Here is a 23,788-nt window from a genome sequence, read left to right as displayed (position 1 = left end):
AGTTTTATTTAAGCATCTGTTCGAGATGCGCTGTATTTATTCAAAATACAGGGTTTTACTATTTAGTAATTAACTGAATTACCTGAGAATATATCAATATGTTAACAAAATTATTAACCAAGGTTTTTGGTAGTCGTAATGATCGTACTCTACGTCGCTTGCGTAAAGAGGTTGAAAAAATCAATCGTCTTGAGCCTGAATTTGAAAAATTGAGCGATGATGAGCTTAAGGCAAAAACGCAGGAATTTCGTGATCGCCTAAGCAAGAATGAAAGTCTCGAAAGCTTGATCCCAGAAGCGTTTGCGACAGTGCGGGAAGCCAGTAAACGTGTTTTCGGTATGCGCCATTTCGACGTACAGTTGATTGGTGGTATGGTTCTGAATGAACGTTGTATCGCTGAGATGCGTACAGGTGAAGGTAAAACACTTACCGCGACATTGCCAGCTTACTTGAATGCCTTAACGGGTAAAGGGGTTCACGTTGTTACAGTAAACGACTACTTAGCTAAGCGTGACGCCGAAAATAACCGTCCTTTATTTGAATTTTTAGGTTTAACCGTTGGTATCAACCTTCCGGGTATGCCTGCTGCGCTGAAACGTGAGGCTTATGCGGCTGACATCACTTACGGAACTAACAACGAATTCGGTTTCGACTATCTACGTGATAACATGGCATTTAGCCCAGAGGAGCGCGTACAGCGTAAACTTCATTATGCGTTAGTGGATGAGGTTGACTCCATTCTTATCGACGAAGCTCGTACCCCACTGATTATTTCAGGCCCTGCTGAAGACAGTTCAGAGCTGTATAAAAAAGTTGATAAATTAATTCCTAAGCTAGTGCGTCAAGAAAAAGAAGATTCAGACACTTTCCAAGGCGAAGGTCACTTCTCTGTTGATGAAAAATCACGTCAAGTTACGCTGACTGAACGCGGCTTGGTGCTGATTGAGCAGCTGCTGACAGAAGCAGGCTTAATGGAAGAGGGGGAATCACTCTATTCGCCATCTAACATTATGTTGATGCACCATGTTATGGCCGGCCTACGTGCGCATGCGCTGTTTACTTTGGATGTCGACTATATCGTTAAAGATGGTCAAGTTATCATTGTTGACGAACATACAGGTCGTACAATGGAAGGGCGTCGTTGGTCAGATGGTTTGCACCAAGCTGTTGAAGCCAAAGAAGGTGTTGAGATCCAAAACGAAAACCAAACATTGGCATCGATTACATTCCAAAACTATTTCCGTTTGTACGAAAAACTTGCTGGTATGACAGGTACAGCGGATACCGAAGCATTTGAATTTAGTTCTATCTATAAACTCGATACGATTGTTATTCCAACTAACCGTCCAATGATCCGTAAAGATTTACCTGATCTGGTTTATATGACAGAAACAGATAAATTTGCGGCTATTATCGAAGATATTCGTGAAAGAACACAAAATGGTCAGCCTGTTCTGGTCGGTACAATCTCAATTGAAAAGTCAGAGTTAATTTCTAACGCGCTTAAAAAAGCAAAAATTGAGCATAACGTATTGAATGCTAAATTCCACGCCTTAGAAGCAGATATTGTTGCAAACGCGGGTCAAGCGGGAGCAGTAACTATCGCGACTAACATGGCAGGTCGTGGTACCGATATTATGTTAGGTGGTAGCTGGCAGACAGAAGTTGCTGCTTTAGAATCGCCAACTCAAGAGCAAATCGATGAAATTAAAGCACGTTGGAAAGAGCGCCATGATGCCGTTCTTGCCGCGGGTGGTTTGCATATCATTGGTACAGAGCGCCATGAATCCCGCCGTATTGATAACCAGTTACGTGGTCGTGCGGGTCGTCAAGGGGATGCCGGTTCTTCTCGCTTCTACTTATCAATGGAAGATGCGCTTATGCGTATTTTTGCGTCTGATCGTGTCACAGGCATGATGCGTAAATTAGGTATGAAACCTGGTGAGGCGATTGAGCATCCATGGGTAACCAAAGCGATTGCTAATGCACAGCGTAAAGTAGAAAACCGTAACTTTGATATTCGTAAGCAACTTCTTGAGTACGATGATGTTGCGAGTGACCAACGTCGTGCTATTTATAGTCAGCGTAACGAATTGCTCGATGGTGGTGACATTAAAGAAACCGTGGATAGCATTCGTGAAGATGTCTTTACGGCAACAATCGATACTTATATTCCACCGCAATCACTAGAAGAAATGTGGGATATTGAAGGCCTACAAAAACGACTGGTGAGTGACTTTGATTTAGATTTACCCATTAAAGAGTGGCTGGATAAAGAACCAGAGTTACATGAAGAAACGCTTCGTGAGCGTATAATGGAAAAAGCCATCGAAGTCTATCAGAAGAAAGAAGAGATTGTTGGCGCAGAAATGATGCGTAACTTTGAAAAAGGTGTCATGCTACAAACGTTAGATACGTTGTGGAAAGAACACTTAGCTTCGATGGACTATTTACGCCAAGGTATCCATTTACGTGGTTACGCACAAAAAGATCCGAAACAAGAATATAAACGTGAATCTTTCAACATGTTCGCGAATATGCTTGAATCGTTAAAATATGAAGTAATCAGTACACTTTCTAAAGTGCAAGTTCGTTTGCCTGAAGAAGTTGAAGCTTTAGAGCAACAACGTAAAGAAGAAGCTGAGCGTTTAGCAAGAAGACAACAGTTAAGCCATGAAGCTGGCGCTGAATCATTGATGTCTGAAGCGGAAGCGCAAATAGCAACACAAGGTCATAAAATTGGTCGTAATGACCCATGTCCTTGTGGGTCAGGTAAAAAATACAAACAGTGTCATGGTCGGTTAAAATAATTAATTATTACATCAAACAAGGCGGGGTAACCCGCCTTTTTAACGAAGAAATTATGGAAAAAAAACACCTTTATATCGCTGCTGGAATTATTCGTAATAACGCGCAAAAAATATTTATTACAGAGCGTCCAAGTGGAACGCATATGGCCGGTTTTTGGGAATTTCCCGGGGGAAAACTGGAAAACGGCGAACAACCGCAAGATGCACTTATCCGTGAACTAGAAGAAGAAGTTGGCATTATCGTCACTGAATGTGAGCTTTTTCATTGTGTCGAACACGAATTTGATGAACGTTATGTCACTTTATACTTCTTTATGGTTTCAGCTTGGGAAAATGAACCTTATGGGAAAGAGGGACAAAAAGGGCGTTGGGTCGATCAAAAAGACTTGGTCGCAAGTGAATTTCCTCCAGCTAACCGAGTGATTATTGATATGTTAAACGCAGAAGATATTCACTGAGATTAAGTTAGGGGTTGTTGACGATAAACCGGGGTCGTATCCCAAGGTAAACAGCCATATTAGTGTTTTCTTGTTCGTGTAGAAAAATATCATTACTAGCTTATAGCAGCAGGATATTTATCAAAAATGCTTTATATCTCAATCTATCTCAGAGGAATGATTGGGATATAAAGCTCATCACTCATGTTGCTACTGGTCGGGTTGTTCGCTCCAGTTATCGCTGTCAGAAATATCCCCTTGGCTGGTAATACGCTTTTCTTCAGCAGCCCATTCACCTAGGTCAATGAGCTGACAGCGTTTACTGCAAAAGGGCCGATAAGGGCTTTCTTCACCCCAGACCACAACTTTTTGGCAAGTTGGACAATTAACTTCAATTTTCTCAGTCATTTATTACTACCCCTTATTAGCAGCAGGATAATTCAAAGGCCATCGTTGTGGGTACAATACCATTTTCACTGTCAATGTGAAGAAAACGGATAGCAAATCGCGTTTTATGACCTGAAATCTGAGGGAAAATTAATTTATCGCTGGATAACTTCACTCTTAATAACTCTTTGTCTTCAACACTATCTTGATAAAAACCATTATGGCACTCTTTTCGCTCAAAAGCGCCTGCGTGGCGGATTAAGCTCAAGATAGTATCTAATGCATCTTTGAGTGGCATGAGACTCTTTAGCCACTCGCTAATAGCCTGATCTTTTTGTTCTTGTGGCATATGAAGCCATAACTGTAATGTGGGCAGATCGAAACTACAGCATCCACCAGGGATACTTAAGCGCTGGCGCACCATACTAATAATTTTGTCATTTCGTAATTGTTGACCAAATCTAGGCGCCGCGGTGATATTGGTAATCTTAGCCGCAAGATCATCAAGAAGTGTTGAGATCAACTGGTTGTCTGCATTTGGAGCCTCGGCCCATGCAGCTAAACGCTTACGCTGTTTTTCTAGCTCTTTGATCAGATCAGAGCGTACTTCACCTCTATCAAGGATTTCAATTAATTCTGAAACTGAGCGGAAAAAGGCAATACCAGAGGTATAGGATGTAATGTGACTAAGCTCATAAACCTGTTGTAATAGTGTTTCGAGCCTTAACCATGAGCGAATTTTTTCATTCAATGGATACTCGTAAGTGACGAAGTTTACAGTGTTTGATTCACTCATATTTATTTCCTATTTTTGCTGTTGTGCTAACGTCATATACTTTTCGTGCAATGTGGCTACCTTTTCAGCTATGTTTAATTCACCATCATGGTTTGTAATAACATCATCAGCTTGTAGTAAACGGTTTTCTCTGCTGGTTTGGGCTTTCAAAATATTCACTACATGCTCTTCACTCACATTGTCTCTTTGTACGGTGCGTAAAATTTGTTCTTCAGGGGTGACATCAATAACCAGCACCCGATTGGCAAGATGAGCGAGTTTATTTTCAAATAACAGAGGTACAACCCATAACACATAAGGGCTATCGGCCTGCTGTAATTGTTGTTGTGTTTCTTGATGAATTAAGGGATGAAGTAGGGCATTTAGCCATTGTTTCTCGGCGACATCAGAAAAAATAATTTCCCTAAGACGTTGTCGATTGAGAGAGCCATCAGGTTGAATAATGTCTGCGCCATAACGAGAGGCGATAGCTTCAAGGGCTGGTGAGCCAGGCTCGACGACTTTTCTGGCAATAATATCAGCATCAACTAGCGGTATTCCTAGCTTGGCAAAGTGATTCGCAACGGTTGTTTTACCGCTACCGATCCCCCCTGTTAATGCAACAATATAGCTCATAATCTTCTTCATTCTATTGAAAAATAGTAGGTTACACGGATTTTTTTGATTTGTCTTCACTCACAAGATAATACGCACGGTAGGTTTACTGATCTTAACATCCGCAAGTAGTTTTATAGCATAAATAGGCAAAATGCTATCCTATAATTAAGCCATTAAATCCCTGTTATAACATTTCCTAAATTGAAGATAGGGAGGTACATTGCCACCATAATAGTTCCAACGAGGAATGCCATTAGCAATAGTAAGATAGGTTCGAGATTCTTTAATGACTTTTCAGTTAAGCTAGTATGTTGCGTTGAAAAATGTGTAAATAAATACTGTAAGAAGTGAGGAAGCTGACCAGACTCTTCTGCAACAGCGATTAGCTGATGCACAATACTTGGAAAGAAAGCGCTGTTTTTAACGGCAGCAGATAATGACTCCCCTTTTAAAACAGCATGATATACAGAAAGGCTTTCTTTTTTATACAACGGATTATGCAGCGTATCCGCTGTACATTTTAAACATTCTGTTAGCGGCAAACCCGCTTGGAGTGTTGAGGATAAGGTTAAGAAAAAGATATTCAAGTTACTATTTTTAATTAATTTTTTGATAGGTGGAACATAAAATAGCAACGTAATAATGAATCTTACGGTATTCGCTTTAAATTTCCAAATCAGTAATGAAATAATTAGCGTTATAAGTAAAAAATAAGGAAAATAATCAGTGACCAAATTAGATAAATAGATCATGATTTTTGTGATTAAAGGAAGCTCGTGTTGAAAACTTTGATAAATAGTTTCAAATTGTGGTAACACATAAACTAACATAATGAAGATTAATGCGATAGAAAATAATGTTAATACAATAGGGTATCTAAGTGACTTAGTGATTTTTTTCTTTGTCTCTTCATTGTGTTTTAGCATACCTGCAATGATTTTAAAGTTATTTTCATAATTTCCGGTTTTTTCTGCGACGCTTATTAAACTGATTATGGTGGGGGTGAAGATGTTAGGGTGTTTTCTTAAGCTATCAGAAAACCGATTGCCTTTCTTTAAGTCAGTGATCGTCGATGTGATAATCTTTTGCCAAAATGGTGAGTGTGTGTTTTTTTGCAAAATATATAGACTTTGGAGTAAATTAATACCGGATGATACGAGGGAATTTAGTTGATAGAAAAAATGCGTTCGGTAGTTAATATTGGCTGCGTTGAGAATGAATATGGCTTTTAAACGAATATGAAGTGGAGTTTGTTCCGCTTCTAAGAGTTCAATAAAGGCTGATTTTTTATTTTTAGAAATAATAAAATCTTGGACAATATTATTATCATGAGATAAAGCGGTATAAGAATAGATAAACATTAAATAATCTCCCCTGTCCCTGTAATAGCATAGAGCTCTTGTAATGTGGTTTCACCTGCTTCAATTAAGTTCAATCCATCCTGAAAAAGTGTTTGAAAATGAGTGATACATTGTTTTCCATGCTGAAAAATCTCAGTCAGTGCATCTTGCCCTAGATACTCATATATGGCGGTTCTCCCCATAAACCCTGCAAAACAGAGATCACATCCCGTGGATGACCACTCTTTTATCGTTTTATTGTCGCTAATTTGTGTATTTTTAGGGTGTGTGACTTTACAGTTTGGGCATAATCGGCGTACCAGCCTTTGTGCAATCACCATTTTTAAGCAAGAACTCAGTTGGGATTGACTCACACCTAATTGCGCCATCCTTTCAATGGCGCTAAATGTGCAATTGGTATGTAGAGTTGATAAGACTAAATGGCCTGTTTGTGCGGCTCTGGTTGCTATTTGTGCCGTTTCTTCATCTCGAATTTCTCCTACCATGATAATATCAGGATCTTGCCGGAGTAAGGCTCTTAGTATGTGAGCGAAACTCAAGCCATATTTATCGTTTACTTGAACTTGGTTAATTCCAGATAGTGGGATCTCAATAGGGTCTTCAATGGTAGATATGTTACGTGAAGATTGATTGAGATACTCTAATGCACTATAGAGCGTGACGGTTTTCCCACTGCCAGTCGGGCCAGTGACAAGAATTAAGCCCTGTGGTTGCAATAGCTCTTTTTTTAAACTTAATAGCAAATTATTGTGCATCCCTATTTGTTCTATAGAATACTTTAGCTGGGTGCTAAGTATTCGTAGAACCAATTTTTCACCATATAATGTTGGTATCGTTGACAGGCGAATACTGTAATTATGCCCTTCGAAATGCCAACTCATTTGCCCATCTTGTGGTAATCGCTTCTCTGCAATATTCAATTTGGCAACTATTTTTATTCGAGCAATAATTTCATTATTGATTTCGAGAGGTGGTGAAGGAATAAAATAGAGCTTGCCATCTACACGTAAACGGATTTTTATCCCTTGTTTTGATGGTTCGATATGAATATCAGATGCGCGTTTTCTTACCGCTGTTTTGAGCATATTCTCTACAAAATCGACGGCGGGTGAACGTGTATCTAGCTGCTCGGCACCATTAGGTTGATAGTTTGTTTCTGGCTCTTGGATCTCCTCATATTTTTTATTGAAGTAATGATCAATCTTTTCTTTTGGCCAAATGTCATAGCATACCGGCACGCTAGCAATAAAACGTAAAGTAGCAAGTATATTGTCATCTGGCTTTTTAGGTACACCTATAGATAATCTTTTATGATTGTAATCAACAATAATAATATAGTGTTTATCACAAATACTTTTTAATTCTTTAAATATAAAATCTCTTTCCCTGGTGCTATTCATAAACTTACCTTATATTAAAAGATGAAGGTATTTTCACATAATGCTTTTAATTTACTGTCACTATCATGTTCGCAGGCTACTTGCCATTGGAATGGTGAACTATCAGTAGGGATAATTGGGGTTAAAGTCACAGAGAGATTGGCAAGACTCTTATCGGCTATAAAGTTAATAATGCCTGACTTTACATCTATTGTTTTGATATATTTTCCTTTTATATTATTAGGAATATTTTCACTTCCTGCATTACAGCCAGTTAATGAGCCTTTATTAAACGCGCAAATTTCAATATTATTCTTATATGGTAAAACTGTTTGTAATACATCGGTTATTGCCGCTTTTTGCATATAACCTTGATATCCCGGTATTGCAATAGCACTTAATATAGAAATTATTGCAATGACAACCATTATTTCAATTAAAGAAAATCCTTGTTGATTCATATAGCCTCCTTGTTGAGTGAGGAGGCATCTTAAATTGTTCCATTTGATTATTTAATCTCTTCAAACCCTGCATACGAGCACCTACGAAAAATTAAAATAAAAAATGTATCGTATTACATTTTCTTGGGAGAAGACTCGCAAAGGTAAATATGGTGGACAATAAAATATCGCGTTAATGAGAAAGTATGATAAAACTAATGAGTAGAAGCGGGGGAAGTAGGGGCTATTTTAGAGAGAATGCTATAAACCTCGCGCAGTGTGGATTGGGATATAAGACGAAAAACCTAAAGGGCTTTAAAGAGTAATCTATCGTTGAACATGACTGACAATCCACATCCGGCATAAGGGAATTATAGGGGGCAATAGCTGAGCTTGTCGTATCAGCCGACAAAGAGCGGTCTTATCCGTCATATCAGCATTTGCGGGCCGAAAAGTGGAAAGCTTCGCGGTTTATGGCGAGGGAGGGGCAGTCATTGTAGAGACTTAAAAGAGTCCATCTAAAGTAGGTTTAAACAGAGATAAGGCACTCAGTTAAGTCGGTTGCACTATAAATTATATTATCTTTTATGTTTTAACAGGGCCTTGAATTGTTGCCAATCAAAATAAGGGCCGGGATCTGTTTTACGGCCGGGGGCAATGTCGCTGTGACCGGTGATGTTATCTTGTAATTCAGGGTATAGCTCAATAAGAGCATGTGTCAGTTTTACTAGCGAATTGTATTGTAAAGGCGTGAAAGGCTCAAAATCCGTGCCTTCAAGCTCGATCCCAATTGAAAAATCATTACATTTTTCTCTACCCTTATAAAGGGATTGCCCAGCGTGCCAAGCTCTTAAATGAAAAGGAACATATTGAATAATCTCGCCATCACGGCGAATTAAACAGTGGGCTGAAACACGAAGGTGTTTGATTTCATCAAAAAAGGCATGCTCTGTTGGGTCGAGTGTTCCAGTAAAAAGCTGGTTGATATAAGGCCCACCAAATTGGCCGGGGGGTAAGCTAATATTATGGATAACTAACAGGGAAGGGATAATGTTCTCAGGGCGCTCATCATGGTGTGGTGAAGGGATATGAGTCACATTTTGTAGCCAGCCATTATGTATTTTTATCTCTGGTAGCATAGTATTCCCGTTTTATTACTCGCTTATATTCGTTATCTTGAGTTGAGAAGATTAGCATATACACAAAATTATTCGAGATGTATGTTTGTAGCGGTGGTTCTATTTTCATACCCAAGCACATTGAGTTGTATGTACTGTAATAGCTTAGATGATTGGGCGATAGCAAGATGAATAACGTGCGCCATAAGGCTTGATACATGATGGGTATAGATAGCAATGGGCACAAGAAATTTATTGGAGTGGATTGATGGCGACGAGGCGTTATAGCGAAGAACAAAGACGTGAATTATTGCTTGAAAGGTTAAATAGCGATATTCCATTTATAGTAAGCCACGCGTTAAAAGAAGATCTTGGGCAAACAGTTGATTTTAAGCAAGATATTACGGGGCAGCTTTTACAACCTACTTCACAAGCTAAAGCGCGTATTATTACACGGGAAGAAGGCGTTTTTTGTGGACAAAAATGGTTAGAAGAAGTTTTTAGCCAGCTTGGTGGGCAAGTTAGCATTGTATGGCATGTGAATGATGGAGATAAGGTTGCGCCAAATCAGCTGCTTTGTGAAATGTCAGGGCCTTCACAAGTATTACTCACTGGAGAAAGAACGGCATTGAACTTTATCCAGACATTGTCTTCTGTTTCTACTGTAACTGCTCAGTATGTGGCGAAAATTGAAGGCACAAGAACCAAATTATTAGATACACGTAAAACGATCCCCGGTTTAAGAAGTGCTCTTAAATATGCGGTACTAATGGGTGGAGGTTTTAATCATCGTCTTGGTTTATCAGATGCTTATTTAATTAAAGAAAACCATATCATTTCGGCAGGCTCTGTTGCTCAAGCAGTGGCGTTAGCGAGGCAAGCTCATCCGGAAGTTCCTATTGAGGTTGAAGTTGAAGATTTAACTGAATTACTTCAAGCATTAAAGGCGAATGCAGACATTATTATGCTTGATAATTTCACTGTCACGATGATGAAAGAGGCTGTTGTACTGACAGCGGGTAAAGCCGCTCTCGAGGTGTCTGGTGATGTTACATTAGATACTATCAGAGAATTTGCGGAAACTGGGGTTGATTTCATTTCTGTTGGTGCATTGACGAAACATATTAGAGCGATGGATCTTTCAATGCGTTTTATTGAAGAAAAATAAGCAATATAGCCAGAACTCCCATCGCTAACCTAGTGCCCGATGATGGCTGCATTTAGCAACAACAGAATAAATATTAACCATCATAACTCCCCCTTTCTCATAACAAGAAAGGGGGAAGAGATTTTCTGTTTATTTAGTCACAACAGTGGGCATTTTGCCTTGATTCATGTATGGCAGCAGTAATAGCAAATATGAAAATTGAGAGCCGTTAGCTTAACAAATCCACCTTATTACGCTGTGCATAAAGCTAAAACGTGGGAGTGATAGACCAACGCTTTTTACTCAGAAAGGTGAGTTTTGAGTATGGCCTTGATATTAGCTTGTTGATTACTAGCTAACGAAAATAAATATTGGAACGGTAGGCCGCGAAAGCGAGCATCGCCGTCTCATGCTAGTAGGCCTCCTAGGTTGAGGCAGGCTTATTTTTTCGTATAGGTAGTATCATCTAGGGCGCTTTGCTGTTTTTTGAACTATTCTAGATGTATTCATTCCAACTAATTAGCCAGACATTTTTATCTATAAAACGCAGTGCAGTTAGAGTCTAATCAAGATGTAACCTCATCATTAATCGATAGATGAGCCGATTACAGATTTTTATATCGTGTAGCCTTGCTATCTTGGTGAATATAGACAACGCTTACATTGCGTAAAATAACAAATACCGTGAATATTTAACTAGATTGTTAAGGTTGCTCCTTGCGGATCTGCATTTGAAACGGTTATTGTGAGCTAATTTGGTTATTATTCGTTATTATTGAATATTAAAACACTAATGGTTTGGCTATATCGATTCAGTTAGCGTGTTTATAGCATAGAAATTCGCTTCAAATGTTAAATTACCGTGCTGGCAATCGGAGGATTAGTTATCAAAACATGCTAAAATTTAAAAAAATCTGTTAAAATTTGCAGGATTTTATGATTTAGCTCAAGGTCTTTATGGACAGTTAGTGAATACTTTGTTACTTTATTAATCCGTAAAGAAATTGGTATTACCAATTAACACTGAGCAATACCTAATCAATAATTAATCACTAACGATCATGGCAGGTTATGGCTTACGGTAAAATTCGCCAACCAAAATTATCAGATGTTATTGAGCAGCGCCTCGAGCATCTTATTTTCGAAGGGACATTGCGCCCCGGCGAAAAGCTGCCTCCTGAACGTGAGCTGGCAAAACAGTTCGACGTTTCTCGGCCATCAGTGCGTGAAGCTATCCAAACTCTTGAAGCTAAAGGTCTATTATCTCGCCGCCAAGGTGGCGGAACTTTTGTTCAAAAACAGATGTGGCAAAGTTTTAGCGACCCACTAACTGAACTTCTTACGGGGAATCCCGAATCTCAATTTGATCTTCTTGAAACACGCCATGCCCTTGAAGGGATAGCTGCTTATTATGCGGCGTTGCGTGGTACGGATGAGGATTTGGAGCGAATTCGACAAAGCTATGAGCTAATTATTAAAGCTCAACAAAGTGGCGATATTAATGCGGAATCAAATGCGGTTTTGCAATATCAACTGATTGTCACAGAAGCGGCGCATAATGTGGTGATACTGCATTTGCTACGTTGTATGGTGCCAATGTTGGAACAGAATATTCGTCAAAACTTTGAGTTTTTGTATACCCGCAAAGAAATGTATAAAGCAGTTAGTGAACATCGAGCTCAAATATTCTCCGCTATAATGGCAAGAGAGCCTGAGAAGGCAAGGGAGGCTTCCCATCGCCATTTAGCCTTTATTGAAGAGCTACTTTTGGATATTAGTCGTGAACAAACAAGGCGGGAGCGTTCTCTACGTAGGTTGCAGCAACATCCTGAATTAAATTAGTAATGCAGATTACTGACTGCTGCGTCTGCATTACTGTGACTACTCTCTGTGAGAGTTCTAGCGGCAACAACAGCAGGGCCTATCTTCTCGCTATTTTGTAGAAAGTAGCGCGAAGATAGGCTCCACATAAACATTAAAAAATAGATAACAGATAAGGAATACACCATGTCAGATATGTTGAAAAATGACGTGGATCCGATTGAAACTCGCGACTGGCTACAGGCGATTGAATCGGTCATCCGTGAAGAAGGTGTTGATCGTGCTCAGTTCATTATCGAACAGGTATTGAATGAAGCGCGTAAAGGCGGTGTTAACATTGCTGCTGGTGCATCTGGTAGTTCTGATTATATCAACACTATTGCTGTTGAAGACGAGCCTGCATACCCTGGTAACATGGATTTGGAGCGCCGTATTCGCTCCGCAATTCGTTGGAACGCAGTCATGACTGTACTGCGTGCTTCTAAAAAAGACTTGGAGCTGGGTGGCCATATGGCATCATACCAGTCTTCTGCAACTTTATATGAAGTCTGTTTTAACCATTTCTTCCGCGCTCATAACAACAATGATGGCGGTGACTTGGTCTTTTTCCAAGGTCATATCTCCCCAGGGATCTACGCACGCGCATTCTTGGAAGGTCGTTTAACTGAAGAGCAGATGAATAACTTCCGCCAAGAAATTGGTGGTAAAGGTCTGTCTTCTTATCCACACCCTAAATTAATGCCTGATTTCTGGCAATTCCCAACTGTTTCAATGGGTCTTGGCCCGCTAAATGCTATTTATCAAGCGAAATTCTTGAAATATCTTGAAAACCGCGGCCTGAAAGACACTTCAGCTCAAAGAGTGTACGCTTTCTTAGGCGATGGTGAGATGGATGAGCCAGAATCTAAAGGTGCTATCACTATCGCGACACGCGATAAGCTAGATAACCTTGTATTCGTGATTAACTGTAACTTACAGCGTCTAGATGGCCCTGTTACAGGTAACGGTAAAATTGTCAACGAGCTGGAAGGTATCTTTAATGGTGCAGGCTGGCAAGTCATCAAAGTTATGTGGGGCGATCGTTGGGACGAGTTGCTGCGTAAAGACACTAGCGGCAAACTGGTTCAATTAATGAACGAAACCCTTGATGGTGATTATCAAACATTCAAATCACGTGATGGCGCGTACGTTCGTGAGCACTTCTTCAATCGTTACCCAGAGACTGCTGCATTAGTTAAAGACATGACTGATGACGAAATTTGGGCGCTGAACCGTGGTGGTCATGATCCGAAGAAAGTGTATGCCGCATTTAAAAAAGCAGCAGAAACTAAAGGCAAGCCAACTGTTATTTTAGCTCAGACCATCAAAGGTTATGGTATGGGTGAAACAGCTGAAGGTAAGAACATTGCGCACCAAGTGAAGAAAATGAACATGGACGGTGTTCGTCACTTCCGTGATCAATTCAATGTGCCTGTGGCTGATGATCAACTGGAAAAACTGCCATTTATTACTTTTGATAAAGATTCAGAAGAATACAAATATCTGCATGAGCGTCGTCAAGCTCTAGGTGGTTATCTACCAGCACGTCGTACGCACTTTGATGAGAAATTAGAAATCCCTACGTTATCTGATTTCAGCCAATTGCTAGAAGAGCAATCAAAAGAAATTTCAACCACTATCGCATTTGTTCGTGCGTTAAACGTGATGTTGAAAAACAACTCTATCAAAGACCGTTTAGTGCCAATCATTGCTGACGAAGCTCGTACTTTCGGTATGGAAGGTTTGTTCCGTCAAATTGGTATTTATAGCCCTAAAGGTCAGCAGTATACGCCTCAGGATCGTGAGCAAGTGGCTTACTATAAAGAAGACTCTAAAGGTCAGATCCTACAAGAAGGTATTAACGAGCTAGGTGCAGGTTCATCATGGTTAGCAGCTGCAACATCATACAGCACAAACAACCTGCCGATGATCCCATTCTACATTTACTACTCAATGTTTGGTTTCCAACGTATCGGCGACCTAATGTGGGCAGCGGGTGACCAGCAAGCTCGTGGTTTCTTGATTGGTGGTACTTCAGGCCGTACAACTTTAAATGGTGAAGGCTTACAACACGAAGATGGTCATAGCCATATTCAATCACTGACTATCCCTAACTGTATCTCTTATGACCCTGCTTATGCTTATGAAGTTGCCGTCATTATGCAGGATGGTTTAGAGCGTATGTATGGTGAAAAACAAGAGAACGTGTACTACTACATCACGACTCTGAATGAAAACTATCATATGCCTGCAATGCCTGAAGGTGCTGAAGAGGGGATCCGTAAAGGTATTTATAAACTGGATTCAATCGAAGGCAGCAAAGGTAAAGTTCAGTTGTTAGGTTCTGGTTCTATGATGCGTCATGTTCGCGAAGCAGCTAACATTCTGTCAGCGGAATATGGCATCGGTTCTGATGTGTATAGCGTTACTTCATTCACTGAATTGGCTCGTGATGGTCAAGATTGTGAACGTTGGAACATGCTGCATCCTTCTGAAGCACCACGTGTACCTTATGTTGCTCAGGTAATGAATGATACGCCAGCCGTTGCATCAACTGACTATATGAAACTGTTTGCAGAACAAATTCGTACTTACGTACCAGCAAGCGATTACCGTGTATTAGGTACTGATGGTTTCGGTCGTTCTGACAGCCGTGAAAACCTACGTCACCACTTTGAAGTGGATACATCTTATGTAATCGTTGCGGCGTTAGGTGAATTGGCTAAACGTGGTGAAGTTGATGTTAAAGTCGTTGAAGAAGCGATTAAAAAATACAACATCAACCCAGAAAAAGTTAACCCACGTCTGGCATAAGAGGTAATAATCAATGTCTATTGAAATCCAAGTGCCTGATATCGGTGCTGATGAAGTTGAAGTCACCGAAGTTATGGTTAAAGTTGGTGATAAAGTAGAAGCAGAGCAATCGCTGATCACTGTTGAAGGCGATAAGGCATCTATGGAAGTCCCATCACCACAAGCAGGTGTGGTTAAAGAAATTAAAATTGCAGTAGGTGATAAAGTTACCACTGGCAAATTGATCATGGTCTTTGAATCAGCAGAAGGCGCGGCTCCGGCTGCGTCAGCAGAAGCACCAGCGGCACCAGCCGCTGCCCCAACAGCAGCAGCTCTGAAAGAAGTGTCTGTCCCTGATATTGGCGGCGATGAAGTCGAAGTGACTGAGATCATGGTAAAAGTAGGTGATACAGTTGCAGAAGAGCAATCGCTGATCACTGTTGAAGGTGACAAAGCTTCCATGGAAGTTCCTGCACCCTTTGCTGGTACTGTAAAAGAGATCAAGATTGCGACTGGTGATAAAGTGAAAACAGGTTCACTGATCATGGTCTTTGAAGTTGCAGGATCAGCACCGGCAGCGGAAGCAGCACCCGCATCGGCACCTGCGTCAGCGCCAGCAGCCTCGGCAATTAAAGATGTTAATGTACCTGACATCGGTGGTGATGAAGTTGAAGTCACTGAGGTTATGGTGAAAGTTGGTGATACTGTTTCAGCTGAGCAATCAATCATTACGGTTGAAGGCGATAAAGCATCAATGGAAGTTCCTGCACCCTTTGCCGGTACCGTGAAAGAGATCAAAATCGCCACTGGTGATAAAGTGAAAACAGGTTCACTGATCATGACGTTTGAAGTTGCAGGTGCAGCACCAGCAGCATCGGCACCAACTGCGTCACCAGCGCCAGCCGCTTCCGCTCCGGCAGCCGCACAGGCGCCAGCACCAGCAAAAGCAGCTGATAGCAAAAATGAATTTGTTGAAAACGACGCTTATGTACATGCAACGCCAGTCATCCGCCGTTTAGCGCGTGAGTTTGGTGTTAACCTTGCTAAAGTAAAAGGAACGGGTCGTAAAGGTCGTATTCTGCGCGAAGACGTACAATCTTACGTTAAAGACGCCATCAAGCGTGCCGAAGCACCAGCCGCTGCGGGTGGTGGTTTACCGGGCATGTTGCCATGGCCAAAAGTGGATTACAGCAAGTTCGGTGAAGTTGAAGAAGTTGAACTGGGTCGTATCCAAAAAATCTCTGGTGCTAACCTAAGCCGTAACTGGGTGATGATCCCTCATGTTACGTTGATGGAAGAAGTCGACACTACAGATGTCGAAGACTTCCGTAAGCAGCAGAACAAAGAAGCTGAGAAGAAACAACTCGGTGTTAAAATCACGCCACTGGTGTTTGTGATGAAGGCTGTTGCTCGTGCGCTAGAAGAAATGCCTCGTTTTAATAGCTCTATTTCTGAAGATGGCCAACGCCTATTCATGAAGAAATATGTCAATATCGGTATCGCGGTTGATACGCCAAATGGCCTAGTTGTTCCTGTTATCAAAGACGTGAACAAAAAAGGCATTATGGAACTGTCTCGCGAACTGATGGAAGTTTCTAAGAAAGCGCGTGCAGGCAAATTAACAGCTTCTGATATGCAAGGTGGATGCTTCACTATTTCTAGCCTTGGTGGCATCGGAACAACTGGTTTTGCACCAATTGTTAATGCACCAGAAGTTGCAATTATGGGTCTATCTCGCTCTTCCATCAAACCAGTTTGGAATGGTAGTGAGTTTGTGCCTCGACTGATGTTGCCTATGTCTCTTTCATTCGACCACCGTGTGATCGACGGCGCTGATGGTGCTCGTTTCATCACCCTAGTAGGTCAATTGATGAGCGACATTCGTCGACTGGTGATGTAATAAATTAGGCCGGCTTATTAGCCGGTCTGTTTTATTTAGGCTGGGGCAGAATTTTTTACTGTTCATCCGAAACGTTGCGAGTTACGTCACGTAATGAGCCTTTTCAGGATGTTAACAATTCTGTAAACTGCTCGCGGTGTGTATTTTCCGGTGGAATAATGCGTTTTTCGGCTGCCCCGCTGGACAAAACAAAAAGAGGTCATGATGAGTACTGAAATTAAAGCCCAAGTAGTGGTACTTGGTGCAGGCCCCGCAGGGTATTCTGCGGCTTTCCGTTGCGCTGACTTAGGTTTAGATACTGTTTTAGTAGAACGTTATTCAACTCTGGGTGGAGTTTGTTTGAACGTTGGTTGTATTCCTTCTAAAGCACTATTGCACGTTGCTAAAGTGATTGAAGAAGCTAAAGCGTTGGCTGAACATGGTATTGTTTTTGGTGAGCCAAAAACCGATATTTCTAAAGTTCGCCTGTGGAAAGAGAAAGTGATTAACCAGCTGACTGGTGGTCTAGCTGGTATGGCAAAAGGCCGTAAAGTAAACGTTGTGAACGGTCTTGGTAAATTTACTGGTGCTAACACACTGGTTGTTGAAGGCGAAAACGGTAGCACAACTATCAACTTTGATAATGCGATTATTGCTGCGGGTTCACGTCCTATTCAGTTACCATTCATTCCTCATGAAGATCCACGTATTTGGGATTCGACAGATGCGTTAGAGCTAAAAGAAGTTCCAGAGCGTCTGCTTGTTATGGGTGGTGGTATCATCGGTCTGGAAATGGGTACTGTGTACCATGCTCTGGGTTCTCAGATTGATGTTGTTGAGATGTTTGACCAAGTCATCCCTGCGGCTGACAAAGATGTGGTTAAAGTCTTCACTAAACAAATCAGCAAGAAATTTAACTTACTGTTAGAAACCAAAGTGACTGCCGTTGAAGCAAAAGAAGATGGTATTTATGTCACAATGGAAGGTAAAAAAGCACCTGCTGAACCACAACGTTATGACGCAGTTCTGGTCGCGATTGGTCGTGTTCCAAATGGTAAAAACCTTGATGCTGGTAAAGCGGGTGTTGAGGTTGATGACCGTGGCTTTATCCATGTTGATAAGCAAATGCGTACTAATGTACCTCACATTTTTGCAATTGGTGACATCGTTGGTCAGCCAATGTTGGCGCACAAAGGTGTTCACGAAGGTCACGTAGCGGCTGAAGTTATCTCTGGCCTGAAACACTACTTTGATCCAAAAGTTATTCCATCAATCGCTTACACTGAGCCAGAAGTGGCTTGGGTTGGTTTAACTGAGAAAGAAGCGAAAGAGAAAAATATCAGCTATGAAGTTGCAACATTCCCATGGGCAGCATCAGGCCGTGCGATTGCATCTGACTGCGCAGAAGGTATGACTAAGCTGATTTTCGACAAGCAATCTAACCGTATTATCGGTGGTGCTGTTGTCGGTGTTAATGGTGGTGAACTTCTGGGTGAAATTGGCCTTGCAATTGAAATGGGCTGTGACGCAGAAGATATCGCATTGACTATCCACGCTCACCCAACGCTGTATGAATCAATTGGTATGGCAGCGGAAGTCTTTGAAGGTAGCATCACTGACTTACCAAACGCAAAAGCGAAAAAGAAAAAATAATTTCTTAAGTCGCCTTAATAAACGGCCTCTCTAGTTGGCTGTTTATGACCAAAGCGCATAAAGCCAATGTGGAAACACATTGGCTTTTTACTTTTTCAAATATAAGCAGAGAGTCATATATATTTATCCTCTTATTTAAGTTGTGTTTATATTCTTAAGGAAAAAATTATCAACAATAATGTTTAGATGACTAATGGAATATTAAATTCTCATTTTTTATTCTGTTTTTATTTATATCTAATAAAGGGATGTGCATTTGATAACACGTAAATACGTAAGTCATGGCAAATTGGATTATTGTTTATACGTTCCGTAACTTACCTTCAATTGTGAACGAACCTGACATATCATTATCGATTATGGGTACTCACATAAATAAGCTAATTTAATGAAACTAATACCGACTGCCATTTTAATCCATGTTCCTGACGTTGCTGTCGGCTTAGCTTGGTATCAACAAGCCTTTCCACAAGCGGTTGCCGAATATCTACCAGAGTTTGATTTTACCGTATTACACGTAGGGAATTTCACTATCGAGGTTGTCCAAGCTGACGCAAAGGTCTGTGAAGGCAAACGAGGCACAGTATTATATTGGCAGGTGGAATCTTTCGATTTAGCGGTTGAGCATTTATCTAAATTAGGTGCAAAACGGTATCGAGGACCGATGTTAATAGAAGGTAACAAACGAATGTGTCAGCTTGAAGATCCGTTTGGTAATTTAATTGGATTAAAAGGGCAATAAAATCAATTAAAACCTTTAAAAAAATTAAAGCCAATCGTAATGATTTACCTTATCAATTAGTAACGTAAATAAAATTACGATAAAAATATAATTTGTGATATGAGAGGTAAAAACACATCAAAAAGGGTGCGTTAAATGCGTAAATGCATTATAAAAAGTGAGGTTTTATCTGCTTTTTATAACTCTTTATAGTATCTTAAGCTAAAAAATAACCCGAAATTAATGGTTAAGGCTTAAAGTAAGCAGAGGGATGTTGCTTTCTTGTGAATGAATTAACATTTCGTTTAAACTCTGCTATGCTGAACGCCCGAAGCTGGGCATAATTTTACTGCCATTGAGATTATGCGAGCAAGTTCCTCTGACCTGGCACCGGATGATGATTTTTTCAAGATGGTGCAGACAGCCGGGTATATAAATTACAATGAAGCGAGGAGAACGTCGTGCTAGAAGATTACCGTAAGCACGTAGCCGAGCGTGCCGCTCAAGGGATTGTCCCTAAGCCATTAGATGCTGCGCAAGTTGCTGCATTAGTAGAATTACTGAAAAATCCACCTAAAGGTGAAGAAGATTTCCTATTAGACCTGCTGACCAACCGTGTGCCCCCCGGTGTTGATGAAGCAGCGTATGTCAAAGCGGGCTTTTTAGCCGCTATCGCGAAAGGTGAAACTACCTCTCCTCTTATCAGCCCAGAAAAAGCCATTGAACTGCTCGGTACAATGCAGGGCGGGTACAATATTCATGCGCTAATTGAAGCTTTGGATGATGCTAAGCTAGCACCAATCGCGGCTAAAGCACTTTCCCATACTTTGCTCATGTTTGATAACTTCTATGATGTAGAAGAAAAAGCAAAAGCAGGGAATGAGTACGCGAAACAAGTTATTGAATCATGGGCAAATGCTGAATGGTTCATCGAGCGTCCTGAGCTGGCTGAAAAACTGACTGTGACTGTATTTAAAGTTACAGGTGAAACTAACACAGATGACCTGTCTCCAGCTCCGGATGCATGGTCTCGCCCTGATATTCCGCTTCATGCCCTAGCTATGCTGAAAAATGCTCGCGATGGTATTGAGCCGGATGAACCAGGTAATGTCGGGCCAATTAAACAGATTGAAGCCCTGAATAAGAAAGGTTTCCCGTTGGCCTATGTTGGCGACGTTGTGGGCACAGGCTCTTCTCGTAAATCAGCAACTAACTCTGTGTTATGGTTTATGGGGGATGATATTCCGTTTGTCCCTAACAAACGTGGTGGTGGTGTTGTACTTGGTGGTAAAATCGCCCCTATTTTCTTCAATACCATGGAAGATGCCGGCGCGTTACCTATTGAAGTGGACGTATCTAAGCTGAATATGGGCGATGTTATTGATATCTACCCATATAAAGGTGAAGTGCGTAACCATGAAACGGGTGAGTTACTGGCAACATTTGAACTGAAAACGGATGTATTGATTGATGAAGTCCGTGCTGGCGGTCGTATTCCATTGATTATTGGCCGTGGTTTGACGGCTAAAGCGCGCGAATCACTTGGCTTAGAGCCAACTAACGTATTCCGTCATGCGAAATCTGTTGCACAAAGCAATCGTGGTTTCTCTTTGGCTCAAAAAATGGTTGGTCGTGCTTGTGGCCGCCCGGGTATTCGCCCAGGTGAATACTGTGAGCCTAAGATGACTTCTGTTGGCTCGCAAGATACCACAGGCCCAATGACACGCGATGAGCTAAAAGACTTAGCTTGCCTAGGGTTCTCCGCAGATTTAGTTATGCAATCATTCTGCCATACTGCGGCATATCCAAAACCCGTTGATGTGACTACGCACCATACATTACCTGATTTTATTATGAATCGTGGTGGTGTTTCCTTGCGCCCAGGCGATGGCATCATTCACTCATGGTTGAACCGTATGTTATTGCCAGATACTGTCGGTACGGGTGGTGACTCGCATACCCGTTTCCCAATCGGTATCTCTTTCCCAGCAGGTTCTGGTTTGGTGGCATTTGCAGCAGCAACAGGTGTAATGCCGCTTGATATGCCTGAATCTGTTTTAGTGCGCTTTAAAGGAGAAATGCAACCGGGCATCACGCTTCGTGATCTTGTTCATGCTATCCCTTTATATGCAATCAAAGAAGGCTTACTGACTGTTGAGAAAAAAGGTAAGAAGAATATTTTCTCTGGTCGTATCCTTGAAATTGAAGGGTTGCCTGAGCTAAAAGTTGAGCAAGCATTTGAATTAGCAGATGCTTCCGCAGAGCGCTCAGCAGCAGGCTGTACGATTAAACTGGATAAAGCACCAATTATTGAATATCTCCAGTCAAACATTGTTCTGCTGAAATGGATGATCTCAGAAGGGTATGGTGATCGCCGTACCATCGAGCGTCGTATCAAAGGAATGGAAAACTGGTTAGCTGACCCGCAGCTTCTTGAAGCAGACGCTGATGCAGAATATGCCGCAGTGATCGAAATCGACCTAAATGAGATCAAAGAGCCTATCTTATGTGCTCCTAACGACCCTGATGATGCACGTTTGCTGTCTGATGTTCAAAATGAAAAAATCGATGAAGTCTTTATCGGTTCTTGTATGACAAACATTGGTCACTTCCGTGCGGCAGGTAAGCTGTTAGATCAGCATAAAGGGCAGCTACCAACACGCCTATGGGTTGCTCCACCAACTAAGATGGATGCAGCACAATTGACTGAAGAAGGTTATTACAGTGTGTTTGGTAAGAGCGGAGCACGTATTGAAGTGCCGGGATGCTCTTTGTGTATGGGTAACCAAGCACGTGTTGCAGATGGTGCAACCGTTGTTTCAACCTCAACACGTAATTTCCCGAACCGTCTTGGTACAGGGGCAAATGTATACTTGGCTTCGGCTGAACTTGCTGCTGTCGCATCTTTGCTCGGTCGTCTCCCTACGCCTGCTGAGTATTTGCAGTTTATGGATAAGGTCGATGAAACTGCTGAGGATACTTACCGTTATCTGAACTTTGATCAGTTAGAGCAATATACTGAAAAAGCAGATAGTGTTATCTTCCAAACAACAGTTTAATTTAGCGATGTAGTAACAAATCAAAAGCCCTGAATTTAATCAGGGCTTTTTTTATGGTCGCTAATTAGGGTGTTAGTAACTTGATTAGCCGATTTGATAGGCGATAGTAACAGTGGGGAAAAATGTCGCTAATCGCTCGATAGGGAGCGCAATAGATCCTTTATCGTTTGGTGGATGATGAAGGGGAATCTATATAGTTAATGCATAAAAAGTGGTTTTAAGTGATACAGAGGAGTAATTCGGTTAGATCGTAAGCGTCGAATACGCAATATTGTGACAGAGTATGCGGATATTTTGTTGTAGATCTATATCGATATCACTCTAAACTGTTATCTTTTTGGCTAATTAATATTCATTAATTTCAATCTTGGTATGATTACTTTTTTAAACGACTAGCTAAAAAAGACTATTTTATCATTATTTGAAATTCTTAATTTGAATATTAAAAAAAGAAAAAAGATTATCGTTTTATTGATTATATTAATTTGATATTGAAACAATATTACTCGTTGCATTGAAGGCTATATTTATCATGTTTTTATTTTAAAAAGTCATAATAATCAAAGAGGTGTGGTATTTTTTTAACTTGGTTGTTTTATTTATGTAAATAATTACTCGCGTTGCGAGTTAAAATTGAAAGATTATATTATAAAGTATTAAACTACATTAAATTAGATATTTTGTTCTTTTCTTTAGTTCTTATTGTGATTTGTTTGGAGTTATTTTCTTATCAATCTTGATTGGTATGAGTGACTATTACTATATTCTATTGTTTTTAATGGTGAAATAAATTGTTACATCTATGACTCCTTTGGTGAGTGTGCAATTTACTCGAGTTAGGTGTAATGTTAATTATAAAAAAGTTATCTATAATACTTACATCTGAAAAACAGTATTTCGTTGAGATGTTTTAAAGATGCATAAAAATAGAATGTGTTATCATAATTAGAGGTAATTAATATCGGCAGTAAAAATATTTTTATAACTCTTATTAAGATAAGTAATAATAATAATTAAAATATTTTTTTATATATTTACTAATATAAGTATTGGTAATGGATTCTATTTTTCTTTATTTTGTTTTTTATTATAGAAGGTTAATCATGTTTAAGAAAACATTATGTGCACTGTCGTTAATTTCTGTTTCATATGCGGCATTCTCTGCACCTGTTGCTAATTTAAAAGTTACGGGCTCGATTACGCCACCAACATGTACTATCGATAACCAAAATGAAGTGGATGTTGAATATAAATTTGATACCGCGCCAAGTATGTTCCCTTTATCAGGTAACTTAACGTTAACGCCAGTATCGAAAAAAATTGAGATAGTGTGTGATGCAACAACGTATTT

The 23,788-nt window shown here is 40.5% G+C and carries 16 protein-coding genes and 1 pseudogene; 10 read left to right on the top strand and 7 right to left on the bottom strand.

Features of this window, described 5'->3' with window-relative positions:
• The first annotated feature begins 98 nt into the window (after positions 1–98).
• Both secA and mutT read left to right on the top strand, forming a co-directional pair.
• A complete protein-coding gene (gene secA, locus PR699_RS05340) occupies positions 99–2,810 on the top strand; it encodes a preprotein translocase subunit SecA (protein WP_004921881.1) in 2,712 nt (903 codons plus the stop codon).
• 53 nt (positions 2,811–2,863) lie between these two features.
• Positions 2,864–3,268, top strand: a complete 405-nt coding sequence (gene mutT, locus PR699_RS05335; protein ID WP_041705387.1) for an 8-oxo-dGTP diphosphatase MutT — start codon at positions 2,864–2,866, stop codon at positions 3,266–3,268.
• Positions 3,269–3,457: 189 nt separating this feature from the next.
• Here the strand turns inward: mutT and yacG are convergent, their stop codons facing one another.
• From yacG to ampD, 7 genes are all read right to left on the bottom strand, one after another.
• Positions 3,458–3,655, bottom strand: coding sequence for a DNA gyrase inhibitor YacG (gene yacG / locus PR699_RS05330; RefSeq protein WP_004921873.1), 198 nt, complete (start codon positions 3,653–3,655; stop codon positions 3,458–3,460).
• 16 nt (positions 3,656–3,671) lie between these two features.
• Positions 3,672–4,430: a cell division protein ZapD gene (zapD, locus tag PR699_RS05325; RefSeq protein WP_014656412.1), complete on the bottom strand. Its 759-nt coding sequence runs from the start codon at positions 4,428–4,430 to the stop codon at positions 3,672–3,674.
• Positions 4,431–4,439: 9 nt separating this feature from the next.
• Complete coding sequence (gene coaE, locus PR699_RS05320) at positions 4,440–5,045, bottom strand: dephospho-CoA kinase (RefSeq protein ID WP_014656411.1); 606 nt, start codon at positions 5,043–5,045, stop codon at positions 4,440–4,442.
• Positions 5,046–5,200: 155 nt separating this feature from the next.
• Positions 5,201–6,388, bottom strand: coding sequence for a type II secretion system F family protein (locus PR699_RS05315; protein WP_014656410.1), 1,188 nt, complete (start codon positions 6,386–6,388; stop codon positions 5,201–5,203).
• Positions 6,388–7,788 (bottom strand): ATPase, T2SS/T4P/T4SS family, encoded by a 1,401-nt coding sequence (locus PR699_RS05310; RefSeq protein WP_004921861.1) that lies wholly within the window; start codon positions 7,786–7,788, stop codon positions 6,388–6,390. The genes PR699_RS05315 and PR699_RS05310 overlap by 1 nt, the downstream gene beginning before the upstream one ends.
• 14 nt (positions 7,789–7,802) lie before the next feature.
• A complete protein-coding gene (gene ppdD, locus PR699_RS05305; RefSeq protein ID WP_004921858.1) occupies positions 7,803–8,228 on the bottom strand; it encodes a prepilin peptidase-dependent pilin in 426 nt (141 codons plus the stop codon).
• A 557-nt stretch (positions 8,229–8,785) separates the two neighbouring features.
• Complete coding sequence (gene ampD, locus PR699_RS05300) at positions 8,786–9,334, bottom strand: 1,6-anhydro-N-acetylmuramyl-L-alanine amidase AmpD (RefSeq protein ID WP_053110645.1); 549 nt, start codon at positions 9,332–9,334, stop codon at positions 8,786–8,788.
• A gap of 259 nt (positions 9,335–9,593) precedes the next feature.
• Between ampD and nadC the strand changes: the two genes are divergently transcribed.
• From nadC to PR699_RS05260, 8 genes and pseudogenes are all read left to right on the top strand, one after another.
• On the top strand, positions 9,594–10,493 hold the full coding sequence (nadC, locus tag PR699_RS05295) for a carboxylating nicotinate-nucleotide diphosphorylase (RefSeq protein WP_004921849.1): 900 nt from the start codon (positions 9,594–9,596) through the stop codon (positions 10,491–10,493).
• Positions 10,494–11,543: 1,050 nt separating this feature from the next.
• A complete protein-coding gene (pdhR, locus tag PR699_RS05290; RefSeq protein ID WP_014656406.1) occupies positions 11,544–12,314 on the top strand; it encodes a pyruvate dehydrogenase complex transcriptional repressor PdhR in 771 nt (256 codons plus the stop codon).
• 165 nt (positions 12,315–12,479) lie between these two features.
• The gene (aceE, locus tag PR699_RS05285) at positions 12,480–15,146 is read left to right on the top strand and encodes a pyruvate dehydrogenase (acetyl-transferring), homodimeric type (RefSeq protein ID WP_014656405.1); all 2,667 of its coding nucleotides are present in this window, start codon (positions 12,480–12,482) and stop codon (positions 15,144–15,146) included.
• Between the two features lie 13 nt (positions 15,147–15,159).
• The gene (gene aceF, locus PR699_RS05280) at positions 15,160–17,025 is read left to right on the top strand and encodes a pyruvate dehydrogenase complex dihydrolipoyllysine-residue acetyltransferase (RefSeq protein WP_014656404.1); all 1,866 of its coding nucleotides are present in this window, start codon (positions 15,160–15,162) and stop codon (positions 17,023–17,025) included.
• 204 nt (positions 17,026–17,229) lie between these two features.
• Positions 17,230–18,657, top strand: coding sequence for a dihydrolipoyl dehydrogenase (gene lpdA, locus PR699_RS05275; RefSeq protein WP_014656403.1), 1,428 nt, complete (start codon positions 17,230–17,232; stop codon positions 18,655–18,657).
• Positions 18,658–19,045: 388 nt separating this feature from the next.
• Positions 19,046–19,399, top strand: coding sequence for a VOC family protein (locus tag PR699_RS05270; protein ID WP_014656402.1), 354 nt, complete (start codon positions 19,046–19,048; stop codon positions 19,397–19,399).
• A gap of 440 nt (positions 19,400–19,839) precedes the next feature.
• Positions 19,840–22,437, top strand: a complete 2,598-nt coding sequence (gene acnB, locus PR699_RS05265) for a bifunctional aconitate hydratase 2/2-methylisocitrate dehydratase (protein ID WP_004921820.1) — start codon at positions 19,840–19,842, stop codon at positions 22,435–22,437.
• 1,103 nt (positions 22,438–23,540) lie between these two features.
• Positions 23,541–23,788, top strand: a pseudogene (locus PR699_RS05260) (fimbrial protein); the annotation flags it as partial.

Origin of the sequence: Providencia sp. PROV268, from assembly GCF_028477805.1 — a bacterium.
GTDB lineage: Bacteria > Pseudomonadota > Gammaproteobacteria > Enterobacterales > Enterobacteriaceae > Providencia > Providencia stuartii.
Note: the sequence above shows the minus strand (reverse complement) of the source record. Positions and strands in the feature narration are given on the sequence as shown.